The 23,200-nt window shown below is 60.5% G+C and carries 22 protein-coding genes; 15 read left to right on the top strand and 7 right to left on the bottom strand.

Annotation, left to right across the window (positions count from 1 at the left end):
* Positions 1–289: 289 nt before the first annotated feature.
* Together HF675_RS18920 and HF675_RS18915 are read right to left on the bottom strand one after the other, a co-directional pair.
* Positions 290–1,063 carry an amidohydrolase gene (locus HF675_RS18920; RefSeq protein ID WP_111737675.1) on the bottom strand — a complete coding sequence of 258 codons (774 nt, stop codon included), beginning with the start codon at positions 1,061–1,063 and terminating at the stop codon, positions 290–292.
* Positions 1,051–2,211: a pyridoxal phosphate-dependent aminotransferase gene (locus tag HF675_RS18915; protein WP_111737674.1), complete on the bottom strand. Its 1,161-nt coding sequence runs from the start codon at positions 2,209–2,211 to the stop codon at positions 1,051–1,053. The genes HF675_RS18920 and HF675_RS18915 overlap by 13 nt, the downstream gene beginning before the upstream one ends.
* Before the next feature lie 150 nt (positions 2,212–2,361).
* On the opposite strand from HF675_RS18915, the gene HF675_RS18910 reads away from it, so the two are divergent.
* Genes HF675_RS18910 through HF675_RS18900 form a run of 3 tightly spaced genes read left to right on the top strand, consistent with a single transcriptional unit; the run spans position 2,362 to position 4,201 of the window.
* Entirely contained in the window at positions 2,362–2,976 is a 615-nt protein-coding gene (locus tag HF675_RS18910; protein ID WP_105229915.1) for a methylthioribulose 1-phosphate dehydratase, read from the top strand.
* Positions 2,973–3,659, top strand: coding sequence for an acireductone synthase (gene mtnC, locus HF675_RS18905; RefSeq protein WP_111737672.1), 687 nt, complete (start codon positions 2,973–2,975; stop codon positions 3,657–3,659). Before HF675_RS18910 ends, mtnC begins: the two co-directional genes overlap by 4 nt.
* Positions 3,659–4,201 carry an acireductone dioxygenase gene (locus HF675_RS18900; protein WP_187043572.1) on the top strand — a complete coding sequence of 181 codons (543 nt, stop codon included), beginning with the start codon at positions 3,659–3,661 and terminating at the stop codon, positions 4,199–4,201. The genes mtnC and HF675_RS18900 overlap by 1 nt, the downstream gene beginning before the upstream one ends.
* Positions 4,202–4,247: 46 nt before the next feature.
* On the opposite strand, the gene mtnA is transcribed toward HF675_RS18900, so the two are convergent.
* Complete coding sequence (mtnA, locus tag HF675_RS18895) at positions 4,248–5,276, bottom strand: S-methyl-5-thioribose-1-phosphate isomerase (protein ID WP_187043571.1); 1,029 nt, start codon at positions 5,274–5,276, stop codon at positions 4,248–4,250.
* A gap of 139 nt (positions 5,277–5,415) precedes the next feature.
* Here mtnA and mtnK point away from each other — a divergent pair, with 139 nt between their 5' ends.
* Positions 5,416–6,615 (top strand): S-methyl-5-thioribose kinase, encoded by a 1,200-nt coding sequence (mtnK, locus tag HF675_RS18890; RefSeq protein ID WP_105229919.1) that lies wholly within the window; start codon positions 5,416–5,418, stop codon positions 6,613–6,615.
* Positions 6,616–6,680: 65 nt separating this feature from the next.
* Here the strand turns inward: mtnK and fadE are convergent, their stop codons facing one another.
* On the bottom strand, positions 6,681–9,137 hold the full coding sequence (gene fadE / locus HF675_RS18885) for an acyl-CoA dehydrogenase FadE (RefSeq protein ID WP_187043570.1): 2,457 nt from the start codon (positions 9,135–9,137) through the stop codon (positions 6,681–6,683).
* Between the two features lie 247 nt (positions 9,138–9,384).
* Between fadE and lpcA the strand changes: the two genes are divergently transcribed.
* Both lpcA and HF675_RS18875 read left to right on the top strand, forming a co-directional pair.
* A complete protein-coding gene (gene lpcA, locus HF675_RS18880; RefSeq protein ID WP_054306523.1) occupies positions 9,385–9,966 on the top strand; it encodes a D-sedoheptulose 7-phosphate isomerase in 582 nt (193 codons plus the stop codon).
* A gap of 75 nt (positions 9,967–10,041) precedes the next feature.
* Complete coding sequence (locus tag HF675_RS18875) at positions 10,042–10,809, top strand: class II glutamine amidotransferase (protein WP_111737669.1); 768 nt, start codon at positions 10,042–10,044, stop codon at positions 10,807–10,809.
* On the opposite strand, the gene dpaA is transcribed toward HF675_RS18875, so the two are convergent.
* Positions 10,780–11,571, bottom strand: coding sequence for a peptidoglycan meso-diaminopimelic acid protein amidase (gene dpaA, locus HF675_RS18870; protein ID WP_105229922.1), 792 nt, complete (start codon positions 11,569–11,571; stop codon positions 10,780–10,782). The genes HF675_RS18875 and dpaA overlap by 30 nt on opposite strands.
* Positions 11,572–12,280: 709 nt before the next feature.
* Here dpaA and HF675_RS18865 point away from each other — a divergent pair.
* The 8 genes from HF675_RS18865 to nqrM are packed head-to-tail and all read left to right on the top strand — an operon-like array spanning position 12,281 to position 19,399.
* Positions 12,281–13,627: a Na(+)-translocating NADH-quinone reductase subunit A gene (locus HF675_RS18865; protein ID WP_111737668.1), complete on the top strand. Its 1,347-nt coding sequence runs from the start codon at positions 12,281–12,283 to the stop codon at positions 13,625–13,627.
* Between the two features lie 3 nt (positions 13,628–13,630).
* A complete protein-coding gene (locus tag HF675_RS18860) occupies positions 13,631–14,872 on the top strand; it encodes an NADH:ubiquinone reductase (Na(+)-transporting) subunit B (RefSeq protein ID WP_105229924.1) in 1,242 nt (413 codons plus the stop codon).
* On the top strand, positions 14,862–15,656 hold the full coding sequence (locus HF675_RS18855; protein WP_105229925.1) for a Na(+)-translocating NADH-quinone reductase subunit C: 795 nt from the start codon (positions 14,862–14,864) through the stop codon (positions 15,654–15,656). The genes HF675_RS18860 and HF675_RS18855 overlap by 11 nt, the downstream gene beginning before the upstream one ends.
* Positions 15,649–16,278: an NADH:ubiquinone reductase (Na(+)-transporting) subunit D gene (locus HF675_RS18850; RefSeq protein WP_105229926.1), complete on the top strand. Its 630-nt coding sequence runs from the start codon at positions 15,649–15,651 to the stop codon at positions 16,276–16,278. Before HF675_RS18855 ends, HF675_RS18850 begins: the two co-directional genes overlap by 8 nt.
* Positions 16,279–16,284: 6 nt before the next feature.
* Positions 16,285–16,881 (top strand): NADH:ubiquinone reductase (Na(+)-transporting) subunit E, encoded by a 597-nt coding sequence (gene nqrE, locus HF675_RS18845; RefSeq protein ID WP_105229927.1) that lies wholly within the window; start codon positions 16,285–16,287, stop codon positions 16,879–16,881.
* A 27-nt stretch (positions 16,882–16,908) separates the two neighbouring features.
* Positions 16,909–18,132, top strand: coding sequence for an NADH:ubiquinone reductase (Na(+)-transporting) subunit F (gene nqrF / locus HF675_RS18840; protein WP_105229928.1), 1,224 nt, complete (start codon positions 16,909–16,911; stop codon positions 18,130–18,132).
* Positions 18,133–19,164, top strand: coding sequence for an FAD:protein FMN transferase (locus tag HF675_RS18835; RefSeq protein ID WP_105229929.1), 1,032 nt, complete (start codon positions 18,133–18,135; stop codon positions 19,162–19,164).
* Positions 19,165–19,171: 7 nt separating this feature from the next.
* Positions 19,172–19,399 (top strand): (Na+)-NQR maturation NqrM, encoded by a 228-nt coding sequence (gene nqrM, locus HF675_RS18830; RefSeq protein ID WP_105229930.1) that lies wholly within the window; start codon positions 19,172–19,174, stop codon positions 19,397–19,399.
* 9 nt (positions 19,400–19,408) lie between these two features.
* On the opposite strand, the gene HF675_RS18825 is transcribed toward nqrM, so the two are convergent.
* A complete protein-coding gene (locus HF675_RS18825) occupies positions 19,409–20,311 on the bottom strand; it encodes a glycerophosphodiester phosphodiesterase family protein (protein ID WP_370569846.1) in 903 nt (300 codons plus the stop codon).
* A 170-nt stretch (positions 20,312–20,481) separates the two neighbouring features.
* Here HF675_RS18825 and dinB point away from each other — a divergent pair, with 170 nt between their 5' ends.
* Positions 20,482–21,546, top strand: coding sequence for a DNA polymerase IV (gene dinB / locus HF675_RS18820; RefSeq protein WP_105229932.1), 1,065 nt, complete (start codon positions 20,482–20,484; stop codon positions 21,544–21,546).
* A 30-nt stretch (positions 21,547–21,576) separates the two neighbouring features.
* Here the strand turns inward: dinB and pepD are convergent, their stop codons facing one another.
* Positions 21,577–23,037, bottom strand: coding sequence for a beta-Ala-His dipeptidase (pepD, locus tag HF675_RS18815; protein WP_111737666.1), 1,461 nt, complete (start codon positions 23,035–23,037; stop codon positions 21,577–21,579).
* Between the last annotated feature and the right edge of the window lie 163 nt (positions 23,038–23,200).

Here is a 23,200-nt window from a genome sequence, read left to right as displayed (position 1 = left end):
TAATAAGTTATTATTTTCACAATGGGCTTGCTGCTTAATAAGGCTGATAACTTAATGGGTTATCAGCCTTTTTTAGTTATTAATTAAATAAGCTATTAAGTTAATAATTTATCGATTTAATCACGACGATTGCGTTGATGTTAGCTTGTTAAGCTAATATTTTGTTGGCTTGTTGGCTTGTTGGCTTGTTGGCTTGTTGGCTTGTTGGCTTGTTGGCTTGTTGGCTTGTTGGCTTGGCAGGCCGCTGCCGTCGTCAGGAAGGCGGGCGCGCCTGAGCGCGCCCTGGGGATTAATCGTGGCGCAGAAAATCGTCGGCATCGCGCCAGGCGGGGAAGGCGGTGTGATAGATCTGCAGATTCTCCAGCGACAGATCGGCGTCCAGGCGCGCGGCAGCACCGGCATCGGCGCTGGCCAGCGTCTCTCCCTGCGGGCTGATAATCAGGCTGTCGCCGCTGTAGCTCAGCCCGTTGCCGTCTTCGCCGACCCGGTTGCAACCGGCCACGTAAGCCTGGTTTTCAATGGCGCGCGCCGCCAACAGCGTTTGCCAGTGCTGGCTGCGCGCCGCCGGCCAGTTGGCGACGTACAGCGCCAAATCATAATCCTGCTGGCAGCGCGACCAGACCGGGAAGCGCAGGTCGTAACAGATCTGCGGTAAAATCCGCCAGCCGCGCCATTCAAAGATTTCCCGTCGTTTTCCCGCTTGATAATGCAGGTGTTCGCCGGCCATGCGAAACAGATGGCGCTTGTCATAAGCGTGCACCGTGCCGCCCGGCTCCACCAGCAGAAAACGGTTCACCGCCGCTTTGTCGGTTTTCAGCGCCACGCTGCCGGCGATGGCCGCATTGGTTTTGATCGCCCAGCCGTGCAGCCAGTTAATCACCTGGCGTTCGGGCAGCGCGCTTTCGCCGGCGTCCATAGCAAAACCGGTGGTGAACATCTCCGGCAGCACGATCAGATCGCGGCCGTGAATATCGGCCAGCAGCCGGTCGAAATGCTGCAGGTTGGCCTGCCCGTCGCGCCATACCAGCGGTTGCTGCAACAGGGTAATTTTTAAAGTCGACATAACCGCTCCGCAGCCGCATCCAGCGTGTCATCCTGTTTGGCAAAACACAGCCGGATCAATTTATGAGGGAAAGGATCGGCGCAGAACACCGACAGCGGGATCGCCGCTACGCCCACCTGTTCCGTTAACCAGCGGCAGAACGCCACGTCGTCCAGATCCGACACGGCGCTGTAATCCGCCAGTAAGAAGTATGTACCTGCACACGGCAGAATTTCCAGCCTGCTGCGGCTTAACGCCTGCACAAAGCGGTCGCGCTTGGCGCGGTAAAACGCCGGCAGCTGACGCCAGTGCTCTGGCTCGGCGCGCAGCATGTCCGCCAGCGCCAGCTGGGCCGGGGTATTGACCGCAAAGGTCAGATACTGGTGCACCTTGCGCACTTCGGCGCTCAGCGCGGCCGGCGCGACGCAGTAACCCACTTTCCAGCCGGTCATATGGAAGGTTTTACCGAAGGAAGAGACGGCGATCGCCCGCTGGCGCAGCTGGGGATGGGCCAGTACGCCGGCGTGGCCGTTATCGGCAAAGCAGATATGCTCGTACACTTCATCGCTGAGCACGTAGATCTCCTGCCCGGCAATGGCCTGCCACAGCTGCTGTAAATCTTCGGCCTGCCAGACGGTGGCGGACGGGTTGTGCGGCGTATTGACGATCACCAGCCGGGTGCGCGACGACAGCTGTTCGCGGAACTGCCGCCAGTCGACGTTAAACGCCGGCGGCTGCAGAGCGATGCGTTTGAGAATGCCGCCGCACAGCTGCACAGCCGGGGCGTAGCTGTCATAGCTCGGGTCGAAGCAGATCACTTCATCGCCCGGCCGCACCAGCGCGCTGATGGCGGCGAACAGCGCTTCGGTGGCGCCGGCGGTGACGGTCACTTCCGTCCCGGCGTCCGGCCGCCAGCCATAAAGCTCGGCGGTTTTGTCGGCGATGGCCTCGCGCAGCGGCGCGACGCCGGTCATCGGCGCGTACTGGTTGGCGCCCTGTTCGACGTGCCAGGCCAAACGCTGCTTTAAATAGCCCGGGCCGTCGAAGTCGGGGAAGCCCTGCGACAGGTTAATCGCCTGATGCTGCTGCGCCAGCGCGCTCATCTGGCTGAAAATGGTGGTGCCGAGGGCGGGCAGTTTACTGTCGGGAGTCGGTGCGGAAAGCGTCATAAGCGATGTGGTGTCCCATTATGCTGATGTTGCTGACAATATAGCACGATGCTAGTATCTGGCAATCAAGACGTTTAGATGGCTATATCTGTGAGGCGGTCGCCGAATCGCATCGGCGCTGCCATCCGTACCTTTCACTGCGGGATACTCATGAGCGAAAACGAGCAACTCAGCGCGCTGCTGGCCGTTTGCCACTGGATTGGCGACAAAGGCTGGTGCCCGGCTACCGGCGGCAATATGTCGCTGCGCCTGAATGACGAACACTGCCTGGTGACCGAATCCGGCAGGGATAAGGGCAGCCTGCGCGAGCAGGATTTTCTGCGGGTGGAGATCGCCAGCAATGCCGCGCCGGACGGGCGCACCCCGTCGGCGGAGACCGGCCTGCATACGCTGCTGTATCGTCTCTATCCGCAGGTGAACGCCGTCTTGCATACCCACTCGGTCAATGCCACGGTGTTGTCGCGGGTGGAAAAGGGCAGCGCGCTGCGGCTGCAGGGTTATGAAATGCAAAAATCGCTCAGCGGCCAGCGCAGCCATCAGGACGAGGTATGCATCCCGATCTTCGACAACGACCAGGATATTGCCCGGCTGGCGGCGCAGGTGTCGGCCTATGCCGAACAGACGCCGCTGGCGTACGGTTTTCTGGTTCGCGGCCACGGGCTGTACTGCTGGGGGCGGCAGGTGCAGGAAGCGCGCCGTCACCTTGAAGGGCTGGAGTTTTTATTCCAGTGTGAACTGCAACGTCGTTTACTGGAGGCGCAATGATTCGCGCGATTGTTACCGATATTGAAGGCACCACCAGCGATATCCGCTTTGTGCATCAGGTGCTGTTTCCCTACGCCCGCCAGCATCTGGCCGATTATGTACGCCGCCATGCGGACGACGGCGAGGTGGCCGAGGCGCTGGCGGCGCTGCGGGCAGAGATCGCGCAGCCGCAGGCCGATGCCGAGCAGCTGATCGCCGCTCTGTACCGTTTTATGGATGAAGATCGCAAATCCACCGCGCTGAAGGCGCTGCAGGGCATCGTCTGGCGCAGCGGTTACCACAACGGCGACTTTCGCGGCCATCTCTATCCGGAGGTGGCGACGCAGCTGGCGGCGTGGCAGCGGCAGGGTATCGGACTGTATGTCTACTCCTCCGGCTCGGTTGAAGCGCAGAAACTGCTGTTCGGCTACAGCGAAGCCGGCGATCTGCAGCCGCTGTTCAGCGGTTATTTTGATACCCGCGTCGGCGCCAAACGCGAGGCGGGTTCATACCGCAATATCGCCGCGGCCATCGGCCTGGCGCCGTCCGAACTGCTGTTCCTGTCGGATATCCGCCAGGAGCTGGACGCGGCGCACGACGCCGGCTGGCACGGTTGTCAGCTGATTCGCGGCGAGGACGATCCGCACAGCCGCCACCCGCAGGTTAACCGTTTTGATCGTATCGACTTAGGGGAGTTTTGCTGATGAGCGCCTTGACCATTTATAGCGATGAACAGCCGCAGCAGCCGCTGTGGCAGAGCCGCGACGGCGAGCAGATCCGCCAGCAGCTGGAGCAGGTCGGCGTGCGTTTCGAACGCTGGCAGGCGGATCGCGTGCTGGAGGACGATCCGCAGCCGGAGGCGGTGATCGCCGCCTATCAGCACGCCATCGATCGGCTGGTGGCGGAAAAGGGCTACCAAAGCTGGGATGTGATCGCCATGCGCCCGGATCATCCGCAGCGCGAGGATCTACGGCAGAAGTTTTTATCGGAACATACCCACGGCGAAGATGAGGTGCGTTTCTTTGTCGAGGGCGCCGGGCTGTTTTGCCTGCATCTGAACCAGCGGGTGTATCAGATCCTGTGTGAAAAAAACGATCTGATCTCGGTGCCGGCCCATACGCCGCACTGGTTTGATATGGGCGCCGCGCCGCATTTTACCGCCATTCGCGTGTTTGATAATCCGCAGGGCTGGATCGCGCAGTTTACCGGCGATCCGATCGCTGACGCGTTCCCGCGTCTGGATTAACGCGCCGGGTGATCAACAGGGCTGCATAATCAGCCCTGTTACAGCGTTACCCCAGCGCCCGCTGGAAAATCCCCGCCTTGACCTGCTGCGGCGTAATCACGCCGCTGTCCAGCACCCAACCGCTAATCAGCGCTGACGGCGTTACGTCAAACGCCGGGTTATACACGTCGGCGTCTTCCGGCGCCCAGCGGCACTGGCCGAAGCTGCCGCTGACGCCGGCCACTTCCTCGGCGGCGCGCTGCTCAATCGGAATGGCGGCGCCGTCGGCGCAGGCCGGATCGTGCGTGGTGTGCGGTGCGGCGACGTAAAACGGAATGCCGTGATAGTGTGCCAGCACCGCCAGGCTGTAGGTGCCGATCTTGTTGGCGACGTCGCCGTTGGCGGCGATGCGATCGGCGCCGACCCACACCGCATCGACCTGTCCCTGCGCCATCAGGCTGGCGGCCATCGAATCGCAGATCAGCCGGTAGGGGATGCCCAGCTCGCCCAGTTCCCAGGCGGTCAGCCGGCCGCCTTGCAGCAGCGGACGGGTTTCATCCACCCACACGCGTTCCACTTTGCCCTGCTGGTGGGCGCGCAGCAGCACGCCAATCGCCGTGCCGATGCCGGCAGTGGCCAGCCCGCCGGTGTTGCAGTGGGTCAGCAGCCGGCTGCCGGGGGCGACCAGCGCAGCGCCGTGGTCGGCGATGCGGTCGCACAGGGCGCGATCTTCTTCCACCAGCCGCCAGGCTTCCGCGCTTACCGCCGCGCGCCACGCCGGCTGCGCCAGCGCCTGCTTAATGCGATCCAGATTATTCATCAGATTAACGGCGGTCGGCCGCGCCGCCCGCAGCGTGCTCAGCGCCTGCATGACGTCGTCGCGGGCGAGGCCGCGCTCGGCCAGCAGAGCCAGCAGCAGGCTGGCGGACAGCCCGATCAGCGGTGCGCCGCGCACGCGCAGGGCGTGGATATGGCCGACGAGTTCTTCAACGCTGTCGCTGGCAAGCCAGCGTTTTTCCTGGGGCAACGCCTGCTGATCGAGGATCCACAGCCGGTTGTCGCGCAGTATCAAACTGGTGGTGTTAAGAGGGCGCATAGCAGTTAAATCCTTGTTACGAGCGTATTGCATCTGTAGCGCTATTCTGCCAACATGATTTTCGGATGTATAGATGTCCAAATGCCTTTACGTCTAAAAAAATAATATCCTGTTTGTCAGTGATACCAGAGGGGTTGAGATGTCGCTTTACCGTACCTTTACGGCAGCCGATGCCGTTGAATACGCCCGCCAGTTCGGACAACTGGCCGATCCGCACACGCTGGTCAGCGCCGAGGAGATCGGCGACGGCAACCTGAACCTGGTGTTTAAAATCCGCGACCGGGAAGGCGTCAGCCGGGCGATCGTCAAGCAGGCGCTGCCGTACGTACGCTGCGTCGGTGAGTCCTGGCCGCTGACGCTCGACCGGGCGCGCATTGAGGCCCAAACGCTGCTGACCCATGGCGAGTTCTGCCCGCGCCATACCGTGCGCGTACTGCATCATGACGCGGAGCTGGCGGTGATGGTGCAGGAAGATCTCTCCGACCACCAAATCTGGCGCAACGCGCTGATCGCCGGGCATTACTATCCGTTGGCGGTCGGCCAGCTGGCGGAGTATCTGGCGCAGACGCTGTTTCATACCTCTGATTTTTACCAAAATGCGCAGCAGAAAAAGGCGCAGGTCAGCCGCTTTACCAACCCCGAGCTGTGCCAGATTACCGAAGATCTGTTTTTCAGCGATCCTTACTGCGACCACGAACGCAATCAGTTTGACGAAGCGCTGCTGCCGCAGGTACGCGAGCTGCGCCACGACGCGGCGCTGAAGCTGGCGGTCGCCGGGCTGAAGCACCGTTTTCTCAGCAAAGCCGAAGCGTTATTGCACGGCGATATTCACAGCGGATCGATATTTGTTGCCGAAGGGCGGCTGAAGGCGATTGATGCCGAATTCGGCTTCTACGGGCCGATCGGCTTCGACGTGGGTACCGCGCTGGGCAACCTGCTGCTGAACTACTGCGGGTTGCCGGGGCTGCTTGGCCCGCGCGACGCCGCCGCCGGCCGCGAACAGCGGCTGCAGGACGTGCGCGAGCTGTGGCTGATTTTCGCCGACCGCTTCCTGGCGCTGTGTCAGCAAAAGACGGAAGATGCCGCGCTGGCGACGTCCGGCTATGCGGAGCGCTTCCTGCAGCAGGTATGGCAGGATGCGGTGGGCTATTGCGGTACCGAACTGATTCGCCGCACCATCGGCCTGGCGCACGTCGCCGATCTGGATGCTATTGAGGATGCTGATATGCGCGCCGAATGCCAGCGTAACGCGCTGAGCCTGGGACGGGCGCTGATCGTTAATGAGCCGCAGATGGCCAATGTCGATGAGCTGCTGGCGCGTATTCGCCAGCACAGTTAAATCGCGGCGGGTTGCGGCGATCAAAAAAGGGGCGAAGATCGCCCCTTAATGATTACCGCGTGTGTTTACGCCGCTTCAGTATGCGGACGGCGTTTCTCCTGCGGCTGCGGCTTTTCCGGCTGCTGCGCCGCCAGCGCCTCCGGTGCGAAGTCATCCACGTTGATCGAACGCAGACGGCTCTCTTCGGCCTTGGTCAGGATGCGCGCTTCCTCATCGCTGATCTTGCCTTCTTCCAGTGCGCGCTGCGCCAGACGATCCAGCCGGGTGAACGGCAGGTTTTTACCGGCCTCTTTACACAGGCGGGCATGAATCGGCTCGGCGGCGATCACATCCACCAGCGCCTCTTCCAGCAGGCCTATCGGGTTGTGCTCGCTGGCGGCCAGGTACTGCCCGCGTCCCAGACGGCTGCGGGTGGCGGACGGTTGCTGCAGGATCTTCGCCAACTGGTGATCCAGACGATCGGACGGCGCCTGATGCACGCGGCCGAACGGCAGGATCACCAGCCGCAGCGCCCCGGCGATAAAGCGGTTCGGGAAGTTGCGCAGCAGATCGTCCAGCGCCTGCTCGGCCTGATGCAGACAGTCCTGCACGCCCCAGTGCACCAGCGGCAGATCGTCCTTCTGACGTCCTTCATCTTCAAAACGTTTCAGCGTGGCGGAGGCCAGATACATCTGGCTGAGAATATCCCCCAGGCGTGCGGAAATGCGTTCGCGACGCTTCAGATCGCCGCCCAGTACGCCCATGGAGACGTCCGACAGCAGCGCCAGGTTGGCGCTCAGGCGGTTCAGCTGCTGATAGTAGCGGCGGGTGGCGTCTTTGGTCGGCGAGGCGCTGGTGCGGCCGTTGGTCAGGCCGAGCCAGAAGCTGCGTACTTTGTTGCTGCCCACGTGGCCGAGGTGGCCGAACAGCGCCCGGTCGAAATCGGCCAGATCGTTGTTCTGCGCCGCCGCCATTTCCTGCAGGACGTAAGGATGGCAGCGGATCGCCCCCTGACCGAAGATCATCATGGTACGGGTCAGGATATTGGCCCCTTCCACGGTGATGGCGATCGGCGCGCCCTGATAGGCGCGGGCCAGGAAGTTGGATTCGCCCAGCATAATGCCCTTACCGCCGGCGATATCCATGGCGTCAATCGTTGACAGCTGACCGCGGTGGGTACAGTGGTATTTGACGATCGCTGACAGCACCGCCGGTTTTTCGCCCTGCACCAGCGCATAGGTAATCAGCGAGGCGGCGGCATCCATCACATAGGTGTTGCCGGCGATGCGCGCCAGCGGTTCTTCGATCCCTTCCATCTTGCCGATGGCGATTTTGAACTGACGGCGGATATGGGCGTAGGCGCCGATGCCCAGCGCCAGCGATTTCACGCTGCCGGTGGAGTTGGAAGGCAGCGTGATGCCGCGACCGACCGACAGACACTCAACCAGCATGCGCCAGCCCTGACCGGCCATTTTCGGCCCGCCGATAATGTAGTCGATCGGGACGAAGACGTCGGTGCCGCGCGTCGGGCCGTTCTGGAACGGAATGTTCAGCGGGAAGTGGCGGTTGCCGATCTCCACGCCCGGCGTGCTGGTCGGGATCAGCGCGCAGGTGATGCCCGGCGCTTCGTCGTCGCTCAGCAGGTGATTCGGGTCGTACAGTTTAAACGCCAGGCCGAGCACGGTAGCCACCGGCGCCAGCGTGATATAGCGCTTGTTCCAGGTCAGGCGCATGCCCAGAACCTGTTCGCCTTGCCACTCGCCCATGCACACGGTGCCGACGTCCGGAATGGCGCCGGCATCCGAACCGGCCTCAGGGCTGGTCAGCGCGAAGCACGGGATCTCTTCGCCGCGCGCCAGGCCCGGCAGATAACGGTTTTTTTGCTCTTCGGTGCCGTAATGCTGCAGCAGCTCGCCCGGGCCGAGGGAGTTCGGTACGCCGACGGTGATCGCCAGAATGCCGGACACACCCGCCAGTTTCTGCAGCACGCGCGCCTGGGCGTAAGGTGAGAACTCCAGCCCGCCGAACTCTTTCTTTATGATCATGGCAAAGAAGCGGTGTTCTTTCAGGTATGCCCACAGCTCCGGCGGCAGATCGGCCAGCTCATGAGTGATCTGGAAGTCGTTGGCCATACGGCAGGCTTCTTCCACCGGGCCGTCGAGGAACGCCTGCTCTTCGGCGCTCAGCTGCGGCTGCGGATAGTTATGCAGCTTGTTCCAGTCCGGCGCGCCGCGGAACAGATCGCCTTCCCACCAGGTGGTACCGGCGTCGATCGCCTCTTTCTCGGTGGTGGACATCGGCGGCATCACTTTACGGAACGCTTTTAACGCCGGTGCGGACAGCCAGCCGCGACGCAGTGACGTCACGTTCAGCGGCAGCAGGATCACGGCCAGCGGCAGCAGCATCCAGAAACTCCACAGGCCGATAACGCCCATGACGGCGGTATAGGCCAGCAGCAGCAGGCTGCTGAGGGTCAGGTTTACCCGGTGGTAGAACAGCACGCTGATAAGCGCCAGTAGCACAACAATACTAAGAACCATCATGATTACAGCTCCTAAGTCGTAAGAGGTCTGACCTGTTTAGTGTATAGATTGGTTTTAGTTCAGGCGATTGTTTTTATCAATGCATTTACACTTTAATTACAACTCAGGTCACAAACTGACAGCACCAAAGGTCAAAAAACGCAGGCGCTCCTCAACCGATGCGTAGTTTCGCGCGCAGTGCTTCTCGGTTTTTCCCCGATCCGTTACACTGCAAGGCGGAAGATTGACGATAAAAAGAGGCTATCTCATGTACCACGACCTGATTCGCAGTGAACTGAATGAAGCGGCGGATACGCTGGCGAAATTTATCAGCGATGACGCCAACATCGACGCCATTCAGCGCGCCGCCGTATTGCTGGCCGATTCCTTTAAAGCCGGCGGCAAGGTGATCTCCTGCGGCAACGGCGGTTCGCACTGCGACGCGATGCATTTCGCCGAAGAGCTGACCGGCCGCTACCGCGAGAACCGTCCGGGCTACCCGGCGATTGCCATTTCCGACGTGAGCCACCTGTCCTGCGTCAGCAACGACTTCGGTTATGACTATGTGTTCTCCCGCTATGTGGAAGCCGTGGGTCGCGAAGGCGACGTGCTGCTGGGCATCTCTACCTCCGGCAACTCCGGCAACATCATCAAGGCGATTGAAGCAGCGCGCGCCCAAGGGATGAAGGTGATCACCCTGACCGGCAAAGACGGCGGTAAAATGGCCGGTTCCGCCGATGTGGAAATCCGCGTGCCGCACTTCGGCTACGCTGACCGCATTCAGGAAATCCATATCAAAGCGATTCATATCTTGATTCAGCTGATCGAAAAAGAGATGGTTAAGGCTTAAGGCCGACGGGGGCCGCGCGTCCCCGTCTTCATGATGTAGGGGCGCAGGGCGCCCACTATGAAGGAGTGGTTTTCGATGTGTGAACTGCTCGGGATGAGCGCGAATGTGCCGACCGATATCTGTTTCAGTTTTACCGGCCTGGTGCAGCGCGGCGGCCGCACCGGTCCGCATAAAGACGGTTGGGGCATCACCTTCTATGAAGGCAACGGCTGCCGCACGTTTAAAGATCCGCAGCCCAGTTTCAATTCGCCGATCGCCCGTCTGGTGCAGGACTACCCAATCAAGTCCTGCGCGGTGATTTCGCATATCCGCCAGGCCAACCGCGGCGAGGTGGCGCTGGAAAATACCCATCCGTTTACCCGCGAGCTGTGGGGACGCAACTGGACTTACGCGCACAACGGCCAGCTGAAAGGCTACCGTAACCTGGAAACCGGCACCTTCCGCCCGGTCGGCCAGACCGACAGCGAATATGCATTCTGCTGGCTGCTACACCAGCTGTCGCTGAAATACCCGCGTACGCCGGGCCGCTGGCCGGCGGTGTTCCGCTATATCGCGCTGCTGGCGCAGCAGCTGCGCAGTAAAGGCGTGTTCAATATGCTGCTGTCGGACGGCCAGTACGTGATGGCCTTCTGCTCGACCAATCTGTACTGGATCACGCGCCGCGCGCCGTTTGGCAAAGCGACGCTGCTCGATCAGGACGTGGAGATTGATTTTCAGCGGCAGACCACGCCAAACGACGTGGTCACGGTGATTGCCACCCAGCCGCTGACCGGCAATGAAACCTGGCACAAGATTGAGCCAGGCGAGTTTGCCTTATTTCACTACGGTGAGCGGCTGCTGTGACGGGCTGAACGGGTTGCCTGACTGCGCGCCGGAGGTGGTTGCCGGCTGCGTTGTCGACGCGAACAGCGTATTCGACTGCCCGCCGTTCATCAGCGGTTTGCCCAGCACATACTGGCCGTTGGCGACCTGCATGGTCGGCGGCTGGTGGTTTTTGACAAAGTAGTCATAGCCCGGCTTCAGCTGACGCCAGAAGCTGGCGTACACCGAGGAGCGGTGGCGTATCATGTTCTGTTCGGTCATGCGGAACGGGTAGATGCTGATATCTACCAGACGCTGGCCGTTGTTGAACGCCGCCGCCACATAGCGGTAGATCTCATCCATATAACCGTTGGTCATGGCGTAGCAGCCGATGGATTTACATTCGCCGTGGATCATCAGGTAGGCGCCGGAATAGCCCTGCGCGCGGTCGTACGCATTCGGGAAGCCGATATTAATCGCCCGATAATAGCGGCTGTCGGGTTTCAGATGGCGCACGTCGACGCTATAAAAGCCCTCGGGACTCTTAAAGTCGCCCTGGACGCGTTTCGGCCCCAGTCCGCCGGAATAGTTACAGATCGGAAAACTATTCACCAGACGGAACTCATTGCCCATCTTGGCGTAAAGTTCTAACGTCCGCTCTTCTTTAAATATCTGGATATAGACGGGCGAACCCATTAATTGCTGTTTAACAACCGGTGTTTCAGGCACCTGCTCGCTGGCGCTACAGGCGGTGATCATCGGCATAGAAACCAGCATCGCAAATAACAGCGCGATTCTGCTCATTAAATTATTCCTGCTATACCCCGTCATAATCCCGCGCCATACCCGTGTCGGCCATAGTGCCGCGCTTCCCGCCGCAGGCCATGGCCTGTTGCGGAACCGATGCCCGGTCGCCGTCCTGGTGTGACTTGAATTATTCAGGATAAATATTTATGTGCCGACGGTGATTAACCGTCCGCGTGCCACTGACTTTTTGTTGCATTTACGCCACGCCAGATTACCAGCGTGTTTATATTTAGCAATATAGGATATGTATAAAAAAACTACAAAGCTCGATAAAAGTGAATTAACTGCCAATTTTTAACGATTCATGCAGGAAATAAGCAACAACTTAATTCCGTTTGCTTGACTCAGGTCACTGACGAATGGAGAAAAATGTTGCGAAAAATGTTACCATCTTCGGCTTGATACCGCTGGGCTGTGGCCAGCAGGTCGGGTATTGGCAAGCAAACAAACCGTTCGCGTTCAGCGGCCGTTTCGCCAGTGGCGAAGCAGCGTTGCGCCGGTTGAATTGTGGGTGAGGGAAGGGGGCGTCAATAACAATGGAAGTGCTGTTCTCTACTCATAGCGTCAATACGCGAGAATTCATGTTGAATACGGCGTTGGAGTATTCAACCCGGAGGCGACGTGTGGCGTCTCATCATCCTGGCATTGTCCGTACTGGCCCTGGCCACGACGACATGTGAAACCATAAAAACATCGTATAAATCCTATGATTAAAATCAGAAAAGGGTTAGACCTGCCGATAGCCGGAGCACCGACTCAGGCGATTCAGGACGGCCCGCATCTCAAGCACGTGGCACTGCTGGGGGAGGAGTATATCGGTATGCGTCCCTCCATGCTGGTGCAGGAGGGCGACAGCGTTAAGCTTGGTCAGGCGCTGTTCGAAGATAAAAAGAACCCCGGGGTCTTATTCACCGCGCCGGCCGGCGGCAAAATCGTCGCCATCAACCGCGGCGAGCGTCGCGTCCTGCAATCGGTGGTGATTGCCGTTGACGACGACGCGCAGCAGGAAACGTTCGCCCATTACTCACCGGCCGATCTGGCGCAGCTGGAACGCGGCATGGTAGAAGGCGAGCTGCTGAGCAGCGGCCTGTGGACCGCGCTGCGCACCCGTCCTTTCAGTAAAACGCCGCGTCCGGGCAGCACGCCGCGCGCCATTTTCGTCACCGCTATCGACACCCAGCCGCTGGCCGCCGATCCGCAGGTGATCATCGCCGAGCAGCTGGCGGCGTTTAACGCCGGCCTGACGGTGCTGACGCGTCTGACCGACGGCAAGGTGCACGTCTGCCAGGCGGCCGGCGGCAAACTGTCCGGCGCCGATAACGCGCAAATCACCTACAACGAGTTCGCCGGCCCGCACCCAGCAGGGTTGGTAGGCACTCACATTCACTTTATCGAGCCGGTAAGCATCAAGAAAACCGTGTGGCATATCGGCTATCAGGATGTGATCGCCATCGGCACGCTGTTCACCACCGGCAAACTCGACACGCGTCGCGTGGTTGCCCTGGCCGGGCCGCAGGTTGAACAGCCGGCGCTGCTGCGCACCCGTCTGGGCGCCAGCCTGGATGAGCTGACCGCGGGCCGCCTGAAAGACGGCGAAAACCGTGTGATCACCGGCTCAGTGCTGAGCGGCACGCACGCCGTCGGCCCGAAGGCCTACCTCGGCCGCTTCCACAGTCAGGTGTCCGTGCTGGAAGAAGGGCGTGAAAAAGAGCTGCTCGGCTGGGTGCTGCCTTCGTCGAACAAGTTCACTATCACCCGTACCACGCTGGGGCACTTCCTGAAGAACAAACTGTTCGCCTTCTCCACCAGTACCAACGGCGGCGAACGTTCCATGGTGCCGATCGGCAACTACGAGCGGGTGATGCCGCTGGATATTCTGCCGACGCTGCTGCTGCGCGATCTGCTGGCGGGCGATACCGACAGCGCGCAGTCTCTGGGCTGCCTGGAGCTGGATGAAGAGGATCTGGCGTTGTGCACCTTTGTCTGCCCGGGTAAGTATGAATACGCTCCGGTGCTGCGCGACGTGCTGACCAAGATTGAGCTGGAAGGATAACCCATGGGCCTGAAGAACTATTTTGAGAAAATCGAGCATCACTTCACGCCGGGCGGCAAGCTGGAAAAGTGGTACCCGTTATATGAAGCCACCACTACGGTCTTCTACACGCCGGGCACGGTGACGCACGGCGCTTCGCACGTGCGTGACGCCATCGACCTGAAGCGCATGATGATCCTGGTGTGGATGGCGGTATTCCCGGCGATGTTCTGGGGCATGTACAACGTGGGGCAGCAGGCGATCCCCGCGCTGCACCAGATGTACAGCGGCGATCAGCTGCAACAGGTGCTGGCGGGCGACTGGCACTACGTGCTGGCGCAGTGGCTGGGCGCCTCGCTGGCGCCGGACGCCGGCTGGGTCAGTAAAATGGTGCTGGGGGCAACCTACTTTGTGCCGATTTACGCCGTGGTGTTTATCGTCGGCGGCTTTTGGGAAGTGTTGTTCTCCATCATCCGCAAGCATGAGATTAACGAAGGTTTCTTCGTCACCTCGATTCTGTTTGCGCTGATCGTACCGCCGACGCTGCCGCTGTGGCAGGCGGCGCTGGGGATTACCTTCGGCGTGGTGATTGCCAAAGAGATCTTCGGCGGCACCGGGCGCAACTTCCTCAACCCGGCGCTGGCAGGGCGCGCGTTCCTGTTCTTCGCCTACCCGGCGCAGATTTCCGGCGATCTGGTGTGGACCTCGGCGGACGGCTTCTCCGGCGCAACCCCGCTGGCCCAGTGGAGCGCCGGCGGCGCGCAGGGCCTGAGCAACGTGGCGACCGGCCACTCCATCACCTGGATGGACGCCTTCCTCGGCAACATTCCCGGCTCTGTCGGTGAAGTCTCCACGCTGATGATCCTGATCGGCGGCGCGATTATCCTGTTTGCCCGCATCGCTTCCTGGCGCATCGTCGCCGGCGTGATGCTCGGCATGATCGCCACCGCCTATCTGTTTAACGCAATTGGCTCCGACACCAACCCGATGTTCGCCATGCCGTGGTACTGGCACATGGTGCTGGGCGGTTTCGCCTTCGGCATGATCTTTATGGCGACCGACCCGGTTTCCGCCGCCTTCACCAACAAAGGGAAGTGGTGGTACGGCATCCTGATCGGCGTGATGTGCGTGTTGATTCGCGTGGTCAACCCGGCCTATCCGGAAGGGATGATGCTGGCGATTCTGTTCGCCAACCTGTTCGCGCCGCTGTTCGATTATCTGGTGGTGCAGGCTAACATCAAGCGGAGAAAAGCCCGTGGCGAGTGAAGCAAAAAATGACAGCATCGGTAAAACGCTGCTGGTAGTACTGTTGCTGTGTCTGGTGTGTTCAGTGGTGGTGGCGGGCTCCGCCGTCGGCCTGAAGTCCAAACAGCAGGAGCAAAAGCTGCTGGATAAGCAGCGCAATATCCTGGACGTGGCGGGGCTGCTGCAGCCGGCGATGCCCGGCGAGCAGGTGAAGCAAATCTTCGACAAACGCATTGAGGCGCGGCTGGTGGATCTGAACAGCGGCGATTTCGTGCAGGGCGATGCGACATCGTTCGATCAGGCCGCAGCGCTGCGCGATAACGCCAAGAGCATCGCCTTGCCGGCGGCGCAGGATCCGGCGGGCATCAAGCGTCGTAGTAACCAGGCTGAAATTTACCTGGTGCGCGACGACGCCGGCGCGGTCAGCAAAATCGTGCTGCCGGTATACGGCACCGGCCTGTGGTCGATGATGTACGCCTTTGTCGCCGTCGACGGCGATGGCGACACGGTCAAAGGCATCACCTACTACGACCAGGGGGAAACCCCGGGGCTGGGCGGTGAGGTGGAAAATGCGTCCTGGCGCCAGCAGTGGGTGGGCAAGAAGCTGTTTGACGACAGCGGCAAGCCGGCCATCCGCGTGGTGAAAGGCGGCGCGCCCGCAGGGGATATTCATGGCGTGGACGCCCTGTCCGGCGCGACCCTGACCTCCAACGGCGTACAGCACACTTTTGATTTCTGGTTGGGCGAACATGGTTTTGGCCCGTTCCTGAAAAAAGTTCGTGAAGGAGCGCTGAAAAATGGCTGATTCCAAAGAGATTAAACGGGTCCTGCTGGGGCCGCTGTTTGACAACAACCCGATTGCCCTGCAGGTGCTGGGCGTCTGTTCCGCGCTGGCGGTGACCACCAAGCTGGAAACGGCGGTGGTGATGACCATTGCGGTCACGCTGGTGACGGCGTTCTCCAGTTTCTTTATTTCACTGATCCGTCATCACATTCCCAACAGCGTACGCATTATCGTGCAGATGGCGATTATCGCCTCGCTGGTGATCGTGGTTGACCAGGTGCTGCGCGCCTACGCGTTTGAAATCTCCAAACAGCTGTCGGTATTCGTCGGGCTGATCATCACCAACTGTATCGTGATGGGACGCGCCGAAGCCTATGCGATGAAGTCGCCGCCGATCGAAAGCTTTATGGACGGCATCGGCAACGGGCTGGGCTACGGCGTGATTCTGATCCTGGTCGGTTTCCTGCGCGAGCTGATCGGTTCCGGCAAGCTGTTCGGCGTGTCGGTGCTGGAAACGCTGCAGAACGGCGGTTGGTACATGCCGAACGGCCTGTTCCTGCTGGCGCCGAGCGCATTCTTTATTATCGGCCTGCTGATTTGGGCGCTGCGCACGCTGAAGCCTGCGCAGGTTGAAAAGGAGTAATCGGCGATGGAACATTATATCAGTCTGTTTGTCCGCGCCGTTTTCGTTGAAAACATGGCGCTGGCGTTCTTCCTCGGCATGTGTACCTTCCTCGCGGTGTCGAAGAAGGTCTCTACCGCCTTTGGTCTGGGGATTGCCGTCACCATCGTGCTGGGCATTGCGGTGCCGGCGAACAACCTGGTCTACAACCTGATTCTGCGCGACGGCGCGCTGATGGACGGTGTGGATCTGAGCTTCCTCAACTTCATCACCTTTATCGGGGTGATTGCGGCGCTGGTACAGGTTCTGGAGATGATCCTCGATCGCTTCTTCCCGTCGCTGTACAACGCCCTCGGCATCTTCCTGCCGCTGATTACCGTGAACTGCGCCATCTTCGGCGGCGTGTCCTTCATGGTGCAGCGTGACTACAACTTCGCGGAATCTGTGGTGTACGGCTTCGGCTCCGGCACCGGCTGGATGTTGGCGATTGTCGCGATGGCGGGGATCCGCGAGAAACTGAAGTATGCCGATGTGCCGGCAGGGTTACGCGGTCTGGGCATCACCTTTATTACCACCGGGCTGATGGCGTTGGGCTTTATGTCCTTCTCCGGGGTTCAGTTGTAATAACCCAGAGATAAAGGCGGAAAATTTATGGAAATTATTTTAGGCGTAGCGATGTTCACCTGCATCGTCATGGTGCTGGCGCTACTGATCCTGTTTGCCAAATCTAAACTGGTGAACACGGGCGACGTGGCCGTTGAAGTCAACGGCGACAAGGATAAAAGCTTCCACGCGCCGGCGGGGGACAAGCTGCTCAATATGCTGTCCGGTCAGGGGATTTTCGTCTCCTCGGCCTGCGGCGGCGGCGGCTCCTGCGGCCAGTGCCGGGTAGTGATCAAAGAAGGCGGCGGCGATATCCTGCCGACCGAACTGTCGCATATCACCAAGCGCGAAGCGAAAGAGGGCTGCCGCCTGGCCTGCCAGGTCAACGTGAAGCAGAATCTGAAAATCGAGCTGCCGGAGGAGATCTTCGGCGTGAAGAAATGGGAATGCGAAGTCATTTCCAATGACAACAAAGCGACCTTTATCAAAGAGCTGAAGCTGAAGATCCCGGACGGCGAAGACGTGCCTTTCCGTGCGGGCGGTTTTATTCAGATTGAAGCGCCGGCGCACGATATCGGCTATGCCGATTTTGACGTGCCGGAAGAGTACCGCGGCGACTGGGACAAGTTTAACCTGTTCCGCTACCGCTCCAAGGTTGACGACACCACGGTGCGTGCGTATTCCATGGCGAACTACCCGGATGAAAAAGGCATTATCATGCTGAACGTGCGTATCGCCACGCCGCCGCCGAACAATCCGGATGTGCCGCCGGGCATCATGTCGTCTTATATCTGGTCGCTGAAGCCGGGCGATAAGGTGACGATCTCCGGGCCGTTCGGCGAGTTCTTCGCCAAAGAGACCGACGCCGAGATGATCTTTATCGGCGGCGGCGCGGGTATGGCGCCGATGCGTTCGCATATTTTCGACCAGCTGAAACGCCTGCACTCGAAGCGCAAGATTACCTTCTGGTACGGCGCCCGCTCGCTGCGTGAAATGTTCTATGAAGATGACTTCAATCATCTGCAGGAAGAGAACGAAAACTTCACCTGGCACGTGGCGCTGTCGGATCCGCAGCCTGAGGATAACTGGACCGGCTACACCGGCTTTATCCACAACGTGTTGCTGGAGAACTACCTGAAGAACCATCCGGCGCCGGAAGACTGCGAGTTCTACATGTGCGGGCCGCCGATGATGAACGCCGCGGTGATCAAGATGCTGAAGGATTTGGGCGTTGAAGATGAAAACATCATGCTTGATGACTTTGGTGGCTAAATGCGCGCGTCAGCAATGAAAGGCTGGCTAACACTGGTGGCGCTTGGCGCCACCTTGTTATTAAGCGGATGCGGGCCGGCGCAGGTGAGCCTCGAGGGTAAAACCATGGGGACCTCCTATTCGATCCGCTATCTGCCCGGCGACGATACGCCGTCGGCCAGCGAGATACAGACGGAGATCGACAAACGTCTGGAGTTGGTAAATGACCAGATGTCGACCTACCGGCCGGATTCAGAGCTAAGCCGCTTTAACCGCAGCCGCGCGGTCGATACGCCGTTCCCGGTGTCCGCCGCGACGGCGCAGGTGGTCAGCGAGGCGCTGCGTATTAACCGCGTGACCGACGGCGCGCTGGACGTCACCGTCGGGCCGCTGGTCAACCTGTGGGGCTTTGGCCCGGAAGGGCGCAGAACCCAGGTGCCGGAGGCCGCAGAACTGGCGCAGCGCCGCGCCTGGACCGGCATCGACAAGCTGGCGGTGCAGGGCAATGCGCTGGTGAAGCATATCCCGGAACTGTATGTTGACCTGTCGTCGATCGCCAAGGGGTACGGCGTCGACGTGGTGGTGAACTACCTGCAATCCCGGCAGGTGCGAAACTACATGGTGGATATCGGCGGCGAAGTACGCACCCGTGGTCTGAACGGCAAGGAGCAGCCGTGGCGGATTGCCATCGAGCGGCCCAGCGACGACGCGCAACAGCGCGCACAGCTGGTGATTCAGCCCGGCAATATGGCGATCGCCACTTCGGGCGACTATCGCAACTACTTCGAGCAGGACGGCGTGCGCTATTCGCATACCATCGATCCGCGCAGCGGCCGGCCGGTTGAGCACCGCCTGGCGTCGATTACCGTCATCAGCCCGACCTGTATGACCGCCGACGGCCTGTCGACCGGGCTGGACGTGATGGGGCCGGAACGCGGCATGGCGCTGGCCAACCTGCTCGGGATCCCGGTCTATATGATCGTGAAAACCGACGACGGTTTTGAAGAGCGCTATTCCGCAGCCTTTGAACCGTATATGAAGAAAATCCTGTGAGGCCGCTATGCTGACGGTATTTGTTGCCACCTTCGTGTTATTTCTGCTGATTATCGGCGGCATGTCGCTGGGCTATGTGTTTAAACGCAAAAGCCTGCAGGGCAGCTGCGGCGGCATCACCGCGCTGGGGATGGAGAAAGTCTGCGACTGCCCGGAACCCTGCGATGCGCGTAAAAAGCGCCTGGCGAAAGAGGCGCAGCGCCGGGAACAGTTGGAAAAGCACCGTATTTTATAGTCGTTGATATCATTCCGGGGCGCGGCTGACCGCGCCCTGATTTTTCTCCCGCCACCGTTGCGCCTGTTTGGGCGAATCCACCATTACCGCGTCTGCGCCTAATATCTGCGCCTGCCGGTAAGCCTGCGGCGAGTTGACGCCGAATAAGACAATCTGCGCCGGCCCTTGCGAGCGGAAACAGGCCATCGATTCATCGTCCCAACTGAGCTGTGCCTTGGAGCGTCCTTCGCCCAGCGTGTATTTTTCCACCACCTCGACTTCGCGCGTCAGTTCCAGCCCGTACCAGCGGGGCGCATTACCGTGCGGCTGCAGCTGGCAGCGGTGCGCCATGGTGACGTTAGCCAGCAGGCTGCGGGTTTCATCGCGGCTGACAAAGCGCGCAATCTGCGGCGGCAGCGCTTGCAGGTAACGGGCATCGGTGGAATAGACCCGGGTGCGCGTCAGCGCGTGCTGCGTTTCCAGCGTCGTCAGCAGCGCGCGGGCGAAGCGGGCCGGATCGGCGTCCGGCGACTTGATGTCTAGATAGAAGGTGGCGTGCGGAAAAGTTTGCAGCACCGTTGCCAGTCGGGGAATGCCGATGCCCTGCGCGCGGTACGGGTGGTTGCCGCTGCGGGCGTAGGCCCAGCCGGCGTCCGTCTGCGCCAGCTGTTCGGCGCTGTAGGCGGAGACCGGGCCGCGGGCGTTAGTGAGTGCTTGCAGATCGGCGGGGCGATACAGCACGATGACGCCGTCTTTGGCCTGCTGCAGCGTGATCCACACGGCATCGGCGCCGTTGTCCAAGGCGCTGCGGATGGCCGGCAGGGTATTTTCCGGCGCGTCGGCGGTGCCGCCGCGGTGGGCGATAATCGCCGGCTGCGGCGCGGCAACGGCGTTCAACAGCGGGGTGCACAGCAGTAGCAGCAGCGCGGGCAGAGCGCGTAGTGGCAACATAATAACCTTCCTGAATTTGACCTGGCGTTATCATACGGCTGAAAAATGACGCTTTTTTTACTCCCCGCCGCCTGTATTCAGATATTGCCCAGGCCCCGTATTGAGTACCGATAATTTTGCTGTATACTTATACAGTGTTACCGGAGGGCGCGATGCGTAAAATCATTCATGTCGATATGGATTGCTTCTTTGCCGCAGTGGAAATGCGCGACAATCCCAGCCTGCGGGATATTCCGCTGGCGATCGGGGGCAGTGCCGAACGGCGTGGCGTGATCAGCACCGCCAACTATCCGGCGCGTCGCTACGGCGTGCGCAGCGCGATGTCGACCGCGATGGCGCTGAAGCTGTGCCCGCAGCTGACGCTGCTGCCGGGGCGCATGGCGGCCTATAAAGAGGCCTCGCAGCATATTCGCCAGATCTTTGCGCGCTATACCTCGCTGATTGAACCGCTGTCGCTGGATGAAGCCTATCTGGACGTGACCGACAGCCCGCAATGCAACGGCTCGGCCACGCTGATGGCGGAAGCAATCCGGCAGGCCATTTTTGATGAACTGCAGCTCACCGCCTCGGCCGGCGTGGCGCCGATCAAGTTTCTTGCCAAGATCGCCTCCGATCTGAATAAACCTAACGGACAGTATGTGATCCCGCCGGCGCAGGTGGCGCCTTTTCTGCAGCAGTTGCCGCTTGGCAAAATTCCCGGCGTGGGTAAGGTGACCGCCAAGCGGCTGGAAGAATTGGGGCTGCACACCTGCGCCGACGTGCAGCGTTACGATCTGGCCGCGCTGTTAAAGCGCTTTGGCAAGTTCGGCCGGGTGCTGTGGGAGCGCAGTCAGGGGATTGACGAACGTCAGGTCTCCTCGGAGCGGCTGCGTAAATCGGTCGGCGTGGAACGCACGCTGGCAGAGGATATTCACGACTGGTCGCAGTGCGAGACGCTGATTGTCGACAAACTCTACCCCGAGCTGGAAGCGCGTCTGCGCAAAGTAAAACCCGACCTGCATATTGCCCGTCAGGGGGTGAAACTGAAGTTTCAGGATTTCCAGCTGACCACGCAGGAGCACGTCTGGCCGGTGCTGAACCGGGAGGACTTGCTGGCGGTAGCGCAGCAGGTGTGGCGTGAGCGGCGTGAAGGGCGCGGCGTCCGGCTGGTGGGGTTGCACGTCACCTTACTGGATCCGCAGATAGAACGGCAGCTGCTGCTGCCGTGGGACGGTTAAGGGCCGGATGAACCCGGCCCTGATGCGTACTTAGTCGCGTTCCGGGATGGCTTTCAGCAGTTCGGTCAGCAGCTGCCAGTACAGGCCGACGCTTTCGATCTGCACCTGCTCATCCGGTGAGTGCGGCCCGGTGATGGTCGGCCCGATAGAGACCATATCCATATCCGGATATGGCTTCTTGAACAGCCCGCACTCCAGACCGGCGTGGATCACCATGATGTTCGGCGTCTTGTTAAACAGACGCTGATACAGCTCGCGCACCAGATGCATCACCGCTGAATCGGCGTCCGGCTGCCAGCCCGGGTAGCCGCCTTTCGGCGCCACTTTGGCGCCCGCCAGTTGGCCCAGCGCGGTCAGCATGTCGACCACGTAGTCTTTGCCGCTGTCGATCAGCGAGCGGATCAGGCAGATGATTTCTGCTTCGCTGTCGCTGGTAGTGATCACACCGAGGTTCAGCGAGGTTTCCACCACGCCCTGCACCGCGTCGCTCATGCGGATTACGCCGTTTGGCGTGCCGTTCAGCAGTGCCAGGAAGCGCTGCTGGCTGTCGGCGGTCAGCGCCTGCTGCGCGCTGTCGCTTGGCTCCAGCAGCACGGTGATGTTTTTCTCTTTTGCCGCCAGTTCGTTCTGCAGCGTTGCCAGGAACTCCTGGCTCAGCGCTTTCAGCGCTTCAACCTGGTCCGCGGCGACCGCCACGGTGGCGAAGGCTTCACGCGGGATAGCGTTGCGCAGCGTGCCGCCGTTCAGCTCCAGCAGGCGCAGGCCGAGCTGCGAGGCGTGAGCGAACAGGAAGCGGGCCAGCAGCTTGTTGGCGTTGCCGAGACCCAGGTGGATATCCGCGCCGGAGTGGCCGCCTTTCAGGCCCTTGATGGTCAGTTTCAGCGTCTGATAACCGGCCGGCAGCGCTTCACGCTGCAGCGGCAGGGTGGTGATAAAATCAATCCCGCCGGCGCAGCCCATGTAGATCTCGCCTTCTTCTTCCGAATCGGTGTTGATCAGGATATCCGCCTGCAGCCAGTTCGGCTGCAGACCGAACGCGCCGTCCATGCCGGCTTCTTCGGTCATGGTCAGCAGCACTTCCAGCGGGCCGTGCTCAACGCTGTCATCCGCCAGCACCGCCAGCGCGGAAGCCATGCCGATGCCGTTGTCCGCGCCCAGCGTGGTGCCGCGCGCTTTGACCCATTCACCGTCGATATACGGCTGGATCGGATCTTTGGCGAAGTCGTGCACGGTGTCGTTGTTCTTTTGCGGCACCATATCCAGGTGCGCCTGCAGCGCGACCGGCTTACGGTTTTCCATGCCTTTGGTGGCAGGCTTGCGCAGCAGAATATTGCCGACCTGGTCGCGCTCGGCGTGCAGGTTTTTCTCTTTGGCCCAGTCGAGGATATGCTGCGCCAGCGCTTCTTCATGATAAGAAGGGTGCGGAATCGAGCAGATTTTGGCGAAAATGTCCCACAGCGGCTGTGGTGAAAGTTGAGACAATTCAGACACGTTGAGTCTCCTGTTGACGGCGCTTCCGGCTCAGACGGCGGAGGCCGTGCGGTTAAGTTAAGGGCAATGCCCGGCGGAGATAAACGCGTGGCCGGGGCGGCTGCCGTTAGCGTGGCTAGCTATGTGCCGCGTCGGCACGATAGTCAGAGAATATCATTTTATT

Source organism: Serratia sp. JUb9 (assembly GCF_014298095.1).
Classification (GTDB): domain Bacteria; phylum Pseudomonadota; class Gammaproteobacteria; order Enterobacterales; family Enterobacteriaceae; genus Serratia_B; species Serratia_B rhizosphaerae.
This window is presented reverse-complemented; position numbering and strand designations above follow the sequence as displayed.